We start from the raw sequence: 12,763 nt of genomic DNA, 5'->3' as shown, positions 1-12,763 counted from the left end.
TGTGTCTGAAGGACGGAAAGTGGTTAAAAAGTAGCCGATGTAAGTCGAGCCAGTAGGTGTTTAGCGGTGTTACAGCCTGAGTGCGGTACTGGCTGAGGTACTATGAGAAATCCAGGCTAGGGTGGCCAAGGCCCGAGCTAAGTCCAAGGTAGTCTCTCAGAGCCTGTTGGAGCGAGCGCAGGGAAGAAAGTGGCTTCTATATGGTGGTGGGGCCTGCCTAGTCATCTGGCTTGTGGCAAGTAACGCTATTAGCGCACGAGACAACAGTAGCAATAAAGCGCCCCCTCCCCCGGAATTTATGGACACCACGCCGGATACACGGCATGGGGAGGAAGTCACTATTTCCCGACTTCAACAACAGTTAAGGGAGGCTCATGAAGAATTGGCAGACCAGCGCGAGAGTCAAGAGCAGAGGGATGCACGACTTCAGGCGCAGCTCGAAGAAATGCAGGCTGGCATGGAATCCGAACGCGAGCAAACGCGGGAAACCATGGAGTCGCTGCGCACACGACTAGCCGATATTTCTAGCGGAGATGATGGCACCAGTGAGGTTCGCATTGGCACATCTTCAAACAGAAGCACCGACGCCAACCGTGCCCCGTCTGACTATCTTCGCCCCCCCCGAGGCGACGACGCTAGCGCGGTACCTCCGCCCCCGGTAGCGCGTCGAGATGGTGACTCTGGCCGTGCCGGTTTACCCCCGAGGCAACAATCGTCGACACAGGGCGGCGTCATTCCTTCACAGTTTCCACAGCTCCAGAAGGAAGAAGGACCGGCTGACCCGATCGTACTCAATGGCTCAAGTGGTGAGTCCAGCGCTCGCATCTTACGTAATGAAGCGGCTCAGCAGGATGACGAAGAAGAGGATCTGGGGCCACCTAAAGCTGGGTTCCTCCCTATGGGGTCGTTCTCTGAGGTGGCAATGTTGACTGGCGCTGACTTTGGCGCTGCCGAGCGTACCCGCAACAACCCTCAGCCGGTGCTATTCCGCATTCAAAACGATGCATTCCTACCTGGCAGTGCGCGGTATCGCCTCGCTGACTGCTTTGGTATGGGCGGTGGCTACGGTGATTTGTCGAGCGAGCGAGCGCATATCAACGTCTCTCGTATTTCCTGTGTCGATACACGGACTGGAATGATGCTTGAGTCTCCAATCAATGGCTACATCGTGGACTCGGATGGCCGTCTGGGGCTTCGCGGCAAAGTTGAGCGACGTGCTGGCGCCCTGCTGGGTAAGGCCATGCTTGCTGGCTTCGCAGAAGGCGCCAGCAGCATTGCTGCAACAGCAGCTCAAGGTGCTGAATCGGCTGTCACAGGCAGCGGCGTTGTCACCACCATCGACCCGAACAGTGTCGCCGAGGTTGGCATGTACGGCGGTGCAGGCCGCGCGATGGAGATACTGGCAGAGCGTTACATCGAAGAGGCTGAATCCATGTTCCCGGTGATCGAGGTTCCATCAGGGCGCCGTGGCACTGTTGTAATCCAGGAAGGCCAGAAGCTCGAGTGGGAAGCCTACGAGCTGGCCGACAAGATGCCGAGCGAGGGCTAATACGATGAGCTTAAAGTTGATGATCCCCTTGACCGCCCTGCTGTTCCTCGGTGGGTGTGCCACTGTCCAGCATGATTGTGAGCTGGGAAGCGAGTGTGTCGGTACCGGCGATGTTTATGAAGCTGCGGTGGCAAATAGTGGTTCCTCTGAAACAGTGATGGAGGGCCGTAAGGATGGCTCAGAAGCTGAAGAAGAAAAGATCGAGCAATGGCGACCCTATAGCGGGGGAGGCCTAACCGATATGCCTGTCTACCAGCCAGGTAAACCGGTGCGTATCTGGGTGGCGCCATGGCGCGGTGATGACGGCATTCTACGATCGGGCGAATACCTGTATGTGACTCTGCCTGATGACTGGAGTTATGGCCAGCTGCGTGACGATGGCATTGGGGCAGGCATGATCGGACCTTCTCCGGGTGTTCAACACATCGCGCCGAGAGGGCAAGACGCCAGCGTGAATCCTTATCGCATTCAGCCGCAAATGCAGATCGTCCCGGAGAATTGATATGAAGATAACCGCGATGACTCGTATGCGGCACCAAGTGCGCCGCATGATCCAGCAGGGCGCTCCCGATTATGGCGATCGCGCCCTCCCCCTCCAGGCAGCCGAGGCGCTGACTGAGCGGGATGATCCCGCGAGCCTGCTCCCCTACATCGACTATGAAGATAACTACTGTGTCCGGGATGATGGTAAACATCCTCAGCTTGGCTTCGGCGTCCAGTTTGCGCCATTGATGGTGGCTGGCAAGGACATCGAGGAGCAAATCGAGTCGCTGATTACGCGAGCGCCAGCGGACACGGTTATCCAGTTCGTCGCCCATAGTTCGCCGGCCATTGAGGACCGGATAAATACCTGGCAGGCACGGCGGTTACGTTACTGCAAAGACCCTATGCTCCAAGAGCTGGTAGAGCGCCGTAGCAAGCACATGCTTGACGCCGCGGCCGGGAACAAAAGCCTCCTACCGAATGAGCGTCTATATCCCCGGGAGGTGCATTACTTCGCCTTTTTCACCATGACCTTTGGCGGTGACCCAGAGCATGCTGAAGAGATTCGTTCATGGCGGCACATGTGCGACGAATTCCGGCAGTCGGTGATGGGGACATTCAGCTCTATGGGCCTGTCCCCTGCCCTGATGAACGAATTGGGTACGCGACGTGTGCTGCGCCGCATAGCCAACCCACAAATGGTGCCAGGGGAGCTTCAACGCCTGGAGGAGGAAGGTGGTCACTTCATTGATTCCATTTTCGATAAGCGCACACGCATTCGAGTGAAGTCCTCGGGTGCAGTCCAGTTTAGCGACAATGAAAGGGAGGTGGATGTTGTCCCTTTGACCATCGACACCTACCCGGACTACCTGCGTCTCTACATGACAGGTGACATGCTTGGGGAGTTGAAGTCGGCGACCGATCGGATCGCGCCGGCCTACTGGATGTATACCACCATCTACAAGCCGAACACCGAAAAGGCTCGTGATGACATCACCATGCGAATGGGCATGATCTCAAAGCAATGCATGAGTGATTCCGAGTGGTACAAGGGGATGATGCCGCACCTCTTCACGCGGCGTAGAGATACCCAGCAGCTGCTCAACGATACTCGCTCAAACTACTGCCCGGTACGCATGTGGTCGGGGATCAATATCATCACCGAACCCGAGCGAGCAGCTTCGGACGCGGACTATGTTTCCTCGTTGTGGCGGAAAGCAGGCTTCAGAGCCTCGCGTGAACGCTATATCTCGCTGCCTATCTGGTTGTCGTCTTTGCCATGGGGCTACAACCCACGCATGGACAAGCCTACATCAGGCCTTCAGCGGGCACAGATGGTGTCCAGCCTAAACGGCGCTTGCGCCTCAATCTGCCAGGGCGATTGGGGCGGTAACGGGCCAGTAGTACGCAAAGACCCACAGGGGAACCCTTACCTCTACGCAAACGGACTGTTGCTGGTTTCTCGCCGCGGTCAAATGTCGTGTATCGACATTTTTGATTCGGCCACCTCATACAATTTTTCGGTGATCGCGACCTCGGGTGCGGGTAAGTCATTCCTTGCCAACGAATTCGTTACCGACATGCGCTGTCGTGATGGCGTGGTCCGTATCATTGACGTGGGCGGCTCTTATAAGGAGCTGTGTGAACTGCTGGGCGGTCAGGAACTGAGGTTTGATCCTAACCATCCGGTCTCACTTAACCCATTCTGGGGTATCAAAGGCAAGCAGCGTTACGACGATGATGAAGGTGGCAGCGAGATCGCAGAAATGATCCCGGTGCTGAAGGATGCCATATCTCAGATGGCGTTCCCCCTAGGTGAGCCCGACAACTACGAATACCAGTTGATCGAAAAAGGCATCCTTGAGGCGCACGATAAACATGGCGAGGTCATGGAAACCAAGCATGTCTATCAGTGGCTTGAGTCCCGGGCAGACAGTGATCCGGTGGCCAAGAGTATTGCGTTGCAGTTGGAGCCGTATGCCGTAGGTCGGCATGCCGCATGGTTCAACGGTGAGCCCCAGCTGGATCTTTCCAATGAGTTCACCATACTCGAGCTGGAAGAGCTAAACGTCGATCGTGAGCTTCGGAATGTGGTCATGACACTCCTGATGGCTCGGACGACGCGGGACATGTATCTGCGCCCACGCAACATCCCGAAAATGATGCTGATCGATGAGGCATGGGATCTACTCGCGGACCCGAAAAGCGGGAAGTTTATCGAAACCGCCTTCCGGCGCATCCGTAAGTATTACGGCAGTGCCGGTTTCATTACACAGGGCTTCAAGGATACCGACCTGTCGCCGGCCGCTCAGGCTGCCTTCGACAATGCACCTTGGACGTTTGTGCTCAAGCAGTCGGGTCCCTCGCTCGACTACGCACAGAAAAACGGAAAGCTGGGCGGCGAAGACGAATTCCTATTCGATATGCTGCGCGGTGTGAAGCCCGGTGCCGGCTATTCGGAGGTCTTCGTCAAGCACGAGAGCGGGGGTGGCCTTTTCCGCTTTGTGGTCGATCCTTACTCCTACTTCCTATATTCGACCAATCCCAAGGACCAGGCACGCCTGATGAAGCTCACTTCAGCGGGCTACAACACGCAGGAGGCCATCCGCATGCTGGCCGAGGGGCAAGGGTAGGATTGGCTTATGCTGGCGCTCCTGTCTGCCTTGTCGGCCTGTTTCGCTGGGGCGCTTGGTTATACTGTGATGGTGGTATTGCCGGTGGTGGTCTTCGTTGGCTTACCCCTGGAGTTCATACGTCCCCCTGGTGAGCTTATGACAGTCACTTGGCTGGCCAAGGCCACCTACCTCGCAGGTGGGTGGCTAACTGCCCTCGCCTGGCTAGGGCTTAGGCTGGCGCCAGCCAGTTACCGTATCGGCCGGCTATTCCCAAGGGCTCGTGAGATTGCAGATCGTGTCTGGGTTTACGAGACGCCTGCCCTTCAGGCCTATGCTATGCCGAGCCCTACGGGTGGCGTTGTAATCGTTTCCCGGGGCGCCCTCAATCTGCCTCCTGATGAGCTTGAGTGGCTGCTGGCGCACGAGAGGTCACACCTTCGCCGCGGCGATGCGTCTGCGAGCCTATACTGGTGGACGCAGCACAGCATTTTGCGGGTGGCGCTTTGGCTGGCGCGGTTGATCTATACAATTCTTCGTCCCATTCCCCTGATTGGCCTGTTGAGCGGCTTGTACTTTTCTGTGGCGAGCTTGGGGATTCGCTTGGCATTAGGGCTTTTCAAAGTCTTGGACCGCCACTTAGGGCATCTAATGGAATATCGTGCCGACCGTGACGCGGCGCGTGTTGCCTCTCCAATAGCAGGCTGCCGGCTTCTCAGTAGGCTCTCTACGGGTCTTGAATCGAGCTGGGGGCTTTTCTCGACACATCCGCCGACATATCGGCGTATCAAGCGCCTGGAGCGTATGACATGAGTTTGATGGGGTATCGCTCGACACTGCTAAGATCCGTTATTGCTCTAACTATCTTCTACAGTCTCGCCGCGGCTACTGCTTTTTACTTCATGGGGCCGGAAACGCTGCAGGAGTGGCTAGCTGGCGCTGGCTTTTGGGTAGAGGGTGACGAAGAGATAAACCCCGCGAACGCGGCATCAGCGGCCACTGAGGTCGTCCTGGCAAGGTTGCGTGTTGTCTGGCCATGGTTAGCCGGGGGAATGGCTGCTGGCTCTGTGATCGTTCTGCTCATAGTGGGAATGGGATTAATAACACGTCGACAGCGCGCTAAATCTCGCGGTGAGTTCCGGGGCATGGATCTCTCAATTACGTACATGCCTTATCCTGATCCGATTAACTTCAAGCCAGTGAAAGCGCAGCTGTCGGGTAACGTTCCGGCACATCACATGCCGCTAATTAACCAGTTGCTCGGTTACCTCCAGGCTCACCCTGATGCTTTTTGCGGTGACGGCCACAGTACGACACTGCTTGAGCACCATCTAGGCGTGATCGATGAGGCCTTCGAGTACGAAGGTGCCGATCCCCTCCTCCCTCTTGCCGCGGCAGCACATGATATTGGCAAGACTGTTTCGCATGCGAAACAGGACGGGCAGTGGGTCCGCCTGTCCTACCACGATAAACAGAGCGGGCGTCTGTTGGCAAAGTTCCCCGCGTGGTGGGAGCTGCCTGAGGATGAGCGAGCCATACTGTTGCTGGCAGTAAAATACGAGCATTCTCCCAACCTGATGCCAGTGGCTTTCCCTGGCCTCAGTAGCAAGGGGGTGCGCCGCGCAGTCACTCTCCTCCAGCAGCTGCGAGAGATAGACGGCCTCGCTACACGAGGCGAGAAACGCAAGGTGCTTGAGAATCTGAACGTCCAGGAGCTGGCGATCGAAACGTTCTTGCGAGTGGTTCCCCAAGTACCCTATCAGGTGAAAGGTTTAGCGAAGCGTGTCAAAGCGGCAGGCTTCCGCGTTGGTGAGCGGCTTTACCTCTCCGAACATCATGTTCGGGAGACAGCCCTTTCCAAGCTGGATGATGACGTTGCCGCGGCCTTTGGCGGTGACTTTCGAGCCCGAGGTAAATCAGGGGAGTTTACACAGGTACTTTTGGCAGCATTGGCCGATCGCGGCTGGCTCATCACTGAAATCGAGGGAGTGCTAGAGGGGAGCGAAGCGGCGAAGACCTGGACGTTGCCATCTGACCAAGCGTTGTGGCGGGTACGTTCCGGCATAATCGAGTTCAGGGGAATGATCGCGGTGGAGCTGCCAGTAGAACACCAAGGCCTATACCCGCGAGAAACCGCTTATGAGGTAACCGTCCTCAGCCCCCAGGGCAAGCACAGTAGCAACGCTGGCGTTGCGCCAACAAAAGACAGTGGTAAGCGGGAAGAGCGCATGACTAAGCCTAAAGGTATTCCAGCGTCAGACGTATGTGATGTCAGCCTGTTTGCTTCAGTGCCTACGGGTACGGGTGATGCAACGAAAACCAGTGGGAATGCTGCACAGAAGAGTTTAGGGGCAGCGAGCAAAACCTCTACATTCAGCCATGAATCACTCACGAATACCGACGTGGCTTCCTCCTGGCTGCTAGATGATTCCCAGGCGGCAGGTGGGAATACTGCACAGGAAGAGACGCGACAGCCCACCCCTTGCGGTGGGGATGCTGCACAGAAAGGCAATGGCACCCAGAACCAGCAGGCCTCCGCAATGGTTGAAACAGGCGAAGGAAAAGATATAGCCGGTGCCAAGCCGATGGATGATCTCCATGCGGCAGGTGGGGATACTGCACAGGAAGAGACGCGCCAGCCCATCCCTTGCGGTGGGGATGCTGCACAGAAAGGCAATGACACCCAGAACCAGCAGGCCTCCGCAATGGTTGAAACAGGCGAAGAAAAAGATATAGCCGGTGCCAAGCTGATGGATGATCTCCATGCGGCAGGTGGGAATACTGCACAGGAAGAGATGCGCCAGCCCACCCCTTGCGGTGGGGATGCTGCACAGAAAGGCAATGGCACCCAGAACCAGCAGGCTTCCGCAATGGCTGAAACAGGCGGAGAAAAAGTTATAGATGGTGCCTGGCTGCTGGACGATTCTCATACGGCAGGTGAGAACACTACACAGGAAGGCACGGGCCAGCCAATACCTTGCGGTGGGGATGCTGCACAGAAAGGCAATGATGCCCAGAATCAGCAGGCCTCAGCCAAAGCTGAAACAGGCGACGAAAAGGCTATAGTTGGCGCTTGGCTGCTAGAGGATGTCCCCGGTGTCGGTGGGGATATTGCACATTATGAGCAGGATGGGATGAGTAATTCCATTCATACTAAGACTCCAGCAGGATTTAAAAGAGAATCAGAGGGAGCTTGGTTACTAAATGAGATTGTTGAGGCGGCCGGTGGGAACGTTGCACAGATAGCGACCAATGACCAAATTTCGCCCACAACAAGCGGGGGGGATGTTGAACTGATCGCTGAGCAAGCCGAACCCACGAATGACTTTTCAGAGATTAGTCAGCTGACGCTAGGGGCTGACGCAGATAACCATAGTGATGTTTCGGCTGAGCTGGGTGACTGGAGTCCAGAGGCCGATAACGCACCGAATGATACCCATATTCAACTTGGCCTGGGGGAGGCAATGCTGGCCACAGCTGAGCATGAGTCCCCAGTGACACAGCCGAGCCATCAGCCAGTCCCTACTGTCATGGTTGATAAAACGACGCAAGGTGCTACAGAACAGCAGAAATCGGCTGTGTCTGGGCAGAAAGATGTACGGACATCCTCACCTATCCAGCGACGCCTGAAGAAGCGAGGTGGGACCTCGGCTGGTCGCCAAAAGGCTTTAAACAACGAAGCGCCAGCGGATAAAAGCGAACAGACAGGCCAAGTGAAAGCGAGCAGAGGGTCATCCAAGCCTGCCGGTGCCAAGGCGGAAGTAAAAGGAGTGCCTAAGCTGTTCAGTTGACCAAACATCACCTTGCGGAGATGGACTTCGAAGCGCTGAAGTTATATGATGCATTTATGTAGCAACATCGCTGCATTTTTGCAGGGAAAATAGGCTATGAGCGTTGAAGCAATCATCGAGCCGTCCGATTACGTTGCTCCCGACACTTTCAATCAATTCCTCGCTGACTTGAAAGCTCGGGCACGGCAAACCAAGAGCCCAATCATCAGCCCGAGGATGTTCTGCCTTGCCCTGGGCATGGATGTACAGACGCTGGCCTCGCGGGCGCATGTCCACCGCGTTACTGTAAACCGCGCCCAGGGGGCTGAGAAGCTGCAGACTTACTTACGGGATGCGGTGCGAGTCATGGGAGCAGCGGCTGACATAAATGGTAATTTTCAGGATGCCGCGTTCTGGTTTCGTAATGAACCGATCAGCGCATTCAATTTCAGGACACCAGAGCAGTTGGTCAGAGAGGGACGAGCTGAGGATCTATTGAACTATGTTCAATCACTTCACGCAGGCGCGGCTGGATGATCCTTACCAGCCTGGCAGATCAACCAGCCTATCGTGTCCATGTCCCCCGCTGGGCCATCGCCCCCCACAAGTGGCGCAGGCGCCGCCCAGCATGGCGGTCGCCTCAATCGTATCGGGGTTCCCGCACTCTACCTTGCTCTGGAAGAGCTGACCGCGCTTGAGGAGTGCCGGCAGCTCTCGACCCTGATGCCACCCGGTCTTATTGTGAGCTACACGGTAGCGTTGGCCACAGTAGTGGACTTCAGCCATGGGTACACGGCTGACTGGGACTCTCTCTGGCAGGAAATGGGTTGTGACTGGCGTAGAATTTTGTTTAATGATCGCGTTGAACCGCCCAGCTGGTTGCTCGCTGACCTAGCCTTGGAGGCTGGTGCTAGCGGCATACTGTTCCCGTCGTTGGCCAATCCACGGGGTGTAAACCTCGTAGTCTACACCGACGCCTTCATTTCACGTCACACCGCCCCTACCTCTCTTCGAGACCTGTCATACGGGAATGAGAAGAGAAGGATGCAAAATCATGATGATGTGCTGATTGTCCGAGGCGATGCTGATCTACGTTGCTACTGGCTAGCGATGGAGGGGCAGCCCTTTGCAGATGTCGAGCCAGCGGAGTTCGGGATCGAGCGGCAGAAAGCGCAGGTAAGGTTCCTTACTTGGGACTGATCCTACTCTGCCACAGTAAGGCTATCAATTGATGGCAAACGGAGAACCTGCCCGTTAAGCATGGGTTATACGGGCTTGTAGTTCGCCCAGACTGTTGATTTCACGCTTCCCCAGGCTGTCTGCTGAGGGAGGCATTTTCAAAACCGCTTGATCCATCCGGTCAGTCATGCTTTTTGAAAGCTCGAATAATGAGAAAAGCTATGAACAGCGCTAAGTGGAATAAGTTGCTAGCTCGGTGGTGCCTTCTTAAAAATCAGTATCAATTGGGTTCAGGGGACTGCAGCCAGTCCAAGTTCTTACTGGCCTATCCTTAAATGCTCCAAGTTTAATACTATTATGCTTAAACATATCGGCTGATTTTCTGCCATCTTTGATCATAAAGTCGATATAAAGCATCACTATTAGGCTAGAAGTGTCCGGAGAACACAGAGCAGTCCAGTTTTCTTTACACATGAAGCTTGCCCCTCCAGGTGTTATTTTCAGAAGACGATCGCACTGCGTGTCTGAAGTCGGTTGCACTGTGGTCTGGGGCTTCGGACTGGCTGGCCTCCAAAGCGGCGTAAAGGGCCGTCTTGCTGACCTTGATGCGTGCGGCGGCCTCGCGGATGCTCAGCCCATTGGCGAGGTGCTCCCTTGCCCGCTTCAGCTTGTCGTCGGTGACAACGGGCTTGCATTCTCCTTTGCGCCCACGGGCGGCGGCAGCGGCCAGCCCCGCCTTGGTGCGATCACGGATCAGATCACGCTCGAACTGCCCCAAGGCGCCGAACACGTGGAAGATCAGCCGCCCACCCGGCGTGGTGGTATCGATGCTTTCGGTCAGCGACCGGAATCCGACGCCACGCGCGTCCAGAGTGCTGACCACTTCGATCAGATGCGGCAGTGAGCGTCCCAGTCGATCCAGTCGCCACACAACCAGCACATCCCCGTCGCGCAGGAACCCCAGCGCGGCTGTTAGGCCGGGTCGTTCTTCCTTGGCCCCGGAGACGGTGTCATCAAAGATTCGCTCGCACTCCGCCTTGCGAAGCGCATCGGTCTACAAGGCGGTGTTCTGCTCTGCCGTCGGGACCCGCGCATAGCCAATCAGCGCCATTGACTGCCCCTTTTGTCCGCTAATCCGTCCGTTTATCTTATTGTCCCAAAATACATCAAACAAGCTGTTGTCGGACAATGTCCGGATTGGCCGCCTAATGATCGTTTCTCGGACAGGCTGCATTGTGCGCCGCCATGCTGAACCAATTCGAGGATCGTTTGACACGGCTCGTTCACAAGTCCGCTGCACACCGGGCGAACCGCCCAATGTATGGGTACAACCACCTTCTGACAACGACAGGCAATCAATGGGCTCAACACACGCGTTCGACGCGCTGATGAATATGGCGGGTTCATCGTTCCGTCACCATCGCTCGCTGCCCTGACTGCCGGCAGCCGCGGTGCCTCCAGCAGTGCTTCTCTATCCAGCGTTAAAGGGAGTGGTGGCCGATTACGGGTGAATAAAATACGCTTTCAGTGTAACTTCCTTACAGATAAGTTATGAGCTATATCACAGTCTGTTCGCACAAGCGCGACAAGCGACGGGCGACGAAGGCTCTTTGGCGAAAGAGCACGCGGATACTCTTCTTAAGGCTTCGACATGGACAACGTGTAAGTGCACGCCGGACAAGAACGCGGGGATAGCGCCCCTCAGGACGAATTGGCCTCCATCGAGTCCAGTGAACGGCTTATGAGAGCCCTGGGGCGCGGTCTCTTAATCAGCCTGGTCACGATCTTGATCGCCGTGGCCGGGGTCTTCGGGGTGGGGATCCTGTCGTCGCAGTCGCTCGATCGCTATGCCGAAGCGAAGTCGCGGGAGCAGGTGCAGCGACTGCTCGATCTCGAGCTCGAAGAACTGGCCAACCGCAGCCGAGATTATAACTGGTGGAACGAGGCCGTCGAGCTGGTAATCTACCAGCGAGACACCGACTGGGCCATGGAAAACGTCAGCGGTTATCTGCAGAACCAGTACGGTACCGACTGGGTAGTGAGTCTGGATCGCGAGGCGACACTGATCCACGGCGTACACAAGGGTACGGAACTGGAGGCGCTGCCCGAGGGCCTGCTGACCGCCGAGTTCAAGCAGCTCATGGCCGAGGCCATCGACACCGATTTCGCCGACCCCGAGCCCGCATCTGACATCCTGGATATCCAGGGAGCGCCTGCCCTGGTCGCCGTGTCGCCGTATGTGGCCTACGACCCGACCCCGTATGCCACCAATCAGGCGCATGGCTATCTGATCCTGGTCAACTACATCGACGAGGCCATTCTGGGCGCTTGGCGTCGTGATTTTCAGATCGAGGCCCTGCGTCTGCTGCCTGCAGCGGCAGCTCCCCCTCGGGAGACAGGCCAACTGGCGTCCCTCCCCCTGGCAACACCGAGCGGCGAGCCGCTGGGCACCCTTCAATGGCGTCCGGAGCATCCTGGCCAGAGCCTCCTCACACAGCTCCTACCCTGGGTGATTGGAGGCGTGCTACTGATCCTCGCGGGCAGCCTCTTCTTCTATCGACGGCTGCGAGCCTATGGCAGGCTGGCCCATGGTCACCTCATGGAATTGAGCACCAGTCGGGAACTGCTTTTTCGTCAGGCGAACTACGATTTTCTCACCGGATTGGCGAACCGGTCGCTGTTTATAGAGCACCTGAACCACGAGTTGGCGCGCTGCATCCGCCATAAGCTGAAGGCCGGAGTCCTCTACGTTGACCTGGACGGTTTCAAGGCCGTCAACGACACCCTGGGCCATACCGCCGGCGATGAGCTGCTGTGCTGGGTGGCCAAATCCATGGCGAAGCTCGTGCGCACCGAGGACGATGTGGCACGCTTCGGTGGTGATGAATTCTGTCTGTTGCTGACCGACGTCGCCTCTGAGGAAGATGTGTCACGGGTCGTCGACAAGATTCATGCCCTGCTGGCGGGCCCCGTTGAGGTGGGCGGCAAGCACATGCTGGTCGGGGCGAGTATCGGGATCGCGATGATTCCCGACGACACTCAGGATCTCTCCGATGTGTTCCGCTATGCCGATATCGCCATGTACCAAGCCAAGTCGAGGGGCACAAACCTGTTCTGCTTCTATGATGCAACGATGGAGGAGCGCTCGCAGTAACATGCAAGGCTGAAGG

At 56.7% G+C, this 12,763-nt stretch carries 8 protein-coding genes and 1 pseudogene; 8 read left to right on the top strand and 1 reads right to left on the bottom strand.

Annotation, left to right across the window (positions count from 1 at the left end):
• Positions 1 to 298: 298 nt before the first annotated feature.
• The 7 genes from HZS80_RS17220 (at position 299) to HZS80_RS23605 (ending at position 9,614) form a co-directional block, all read left to right on the top strand.
• Positions 299 to 1,549, top strand: a complete 1,251-nt coding sequence (locus HZS80_RS17220; RefSeq protein WP_179916744.1) for a TrbI/VirB10 family protein — start codon at positions 299 to 301, stop codon at positions 1,547 to 1,549.
• A gap of 4 nt (positions 1,550 to 1,553) precedes the next feature.
• Positions 1,554 to 2,051, top strand: coding sequence for a TraV family lipoprotein (locus HZS80_RS17215; RefSeq protein WP_035557838.1), 498 nt, complete (start codon positions 1,554 to 1,556; stop codon positions 2,049 to 2,051).
• A 1-nt stretch (position 2,052) separates the two neighbouring features.
• Positions 2,053 to 4,665, top strand: coding sequence for a TraG/VirB4 family ATPase (locus HZS80_RS17210; RefSeq protein WP_035557840.1), 2,613 nt, complete (start codon positions 2,053 to 2,055; stop codon positions 4,663 to 4,665).
• Positions 4,666 to 4,674: 9 nt separating this feature from the next.
• A complete protein-coding gene (locus HZS80_RS17205; protein ID WP_035557843.1) occupies positions 4,675 to 5,457 on the top strand; it encodes a M48 family metallopeptidase in 783 nt (260 codons plus the stop codon).
• The gene (locus HZS80_RS17200) at positions 5,454 to 8,435 is read left to right on the top strand and encodes a hypothetical protein (RefSeq protein WP_179916743.1); all 2,982 of its coding nucleotides are present in this window, start codon (positions 5,454 to 5,456) and stop codon (positions 8,433 to 8,435) included. The genes HZS80_RS17205 and HZS80_RS17200 overlap by 4 nt, the downstream gene beginning before the upstream one ends.
• Before the next feature lie 96 nt (positions 8,436 to 8,531).
• The gene (locus HZS80_RS17195) at positions 8,532 to 8,951 is read left to right on the top strand and encodes a DUF2384 domain-containing protein (RefSeq protein WP_179916742.1); all 420 of its coding nucleotides are present in this window, start codon (positions 8,532 to 8,534) and stop codon (positions 8,949 to 8,951) included.
• A 39-nt stretch (positions 8,952 to 8,990) separates the two neighbouring features.
• On the top strand, positions 8,991 to 9,614 hold the full coding sequence (locus HZS80_RS23605) for an RES family NAD+ phosphorylase (protein ID WP_232774555.1): 624 nt from the start codon (positions 8,991 to 8,993) through the stop codon (positions 9,612 to 9,614).
• A gap of 445 nt (positions 9,615 to 10,059) precedes the next feature.
• Here the strand turns inward: HZS80_RS23605 and HZS80_RS17185 are convergent.
• Positions 10,060 to 10,629: pseudogene (locus tag HZS80_RS17185) on the bottom strand (recombinase family protein); the annotation flags it as partial.
• Between the two features lie 705 nt (positions 10,630 to 11,334).
• Between HZS80_RS17185 and HZS80_RS17180 the strand changes: the two are divergent.
• Positions 11,335 to 12,747 (top strand): sensor domain-containing diguanylate cyclase, encoded by a 1,413-nt coding sequence (locus HZS80_RS17180; protein WP_101145388.1) that lies wholly within the window; start codon positions 11,335 to 11,337, stop codon positions 12,745 to 12,747.
• Positions 12,748 to 12,763: the final 16 nt, after the last annotated feature.

The sequence above is a fragment of the Vreelandella glaciei genome (assembly GCF_013415125.1).
GTDB lineage: Bacteria > Pseudomonadota > Gammaproteobacteria > Pseudomonadales > Halomonadaceae > Vreelandella > Vreelandella glaciei.
This window is presented reverse-complemented; position numbering and strand designations above follow the sequence as displayed.

What these genes read in the sequence shown, in the direction of transcription:
- HZS80_RS17200 (WP_179916743.1), top strand. Translation starts at nt 5,454, where the DNA reads ATGAGTTTGATGGGGTATCGCTCGACACTGCTAAGATCCGTTATTGCT.
- HZS80_RS17210 (WP_035557840.1), top strand. Translation starts at nt 2,053, where the DNA reads ATGAAGATAACCGCGATGACTCGTATGCGGCACCAAGTGCGCCGCATG.
- HZS80_RS17205 (WP_035557843.1), top strand. Translation starts at nt 4,675, where the DNA reads ATGCTGGCGCTCCTGTCTGCCTTGTCGGCCTGTTTCGCTGGGGCGCTT.
- HZS80_RS23605 (WP_232774555.1), top strand. Translation starts at nt 8,991, where the DNA reads ATGTCCCCCGCTGGGCCATCGCCCCCCACAAGTGGCGCAGGCGCCGCC.
- HZS80_RS17215 (WP_035557838.1), top strand. Translation starts at nt 1,554, where the DNA reads ATGAGCTTAAAGTTGATGATCCCCTTGACCGCCCTGCTGTTCCTCGGT.
- HZS80_RS17180 (WP_101145388.1), top strand. Translation starts at nt 11,335, where the DNA reads ATGAGAGCCCTGGGGCGCGGTCTCTTAATCAGCCTGGTCACGATCTTG.
- HZS80_RS17195 (WP_179916742.1), top strand. Translation starts at nt 8,532, where the DNA reads ATGAGCGTTGAAGCAATCATCGAGCCGTCCGATTACGTTGCTCCCGAC.
- HZS80_RS17220 (WP_179916744.1), top strand. Translation starts at nt 299, where the DNA reads ATGGACACCACGCCGGATACACGGCATGGGGAGGAAGTCACTATTTCC.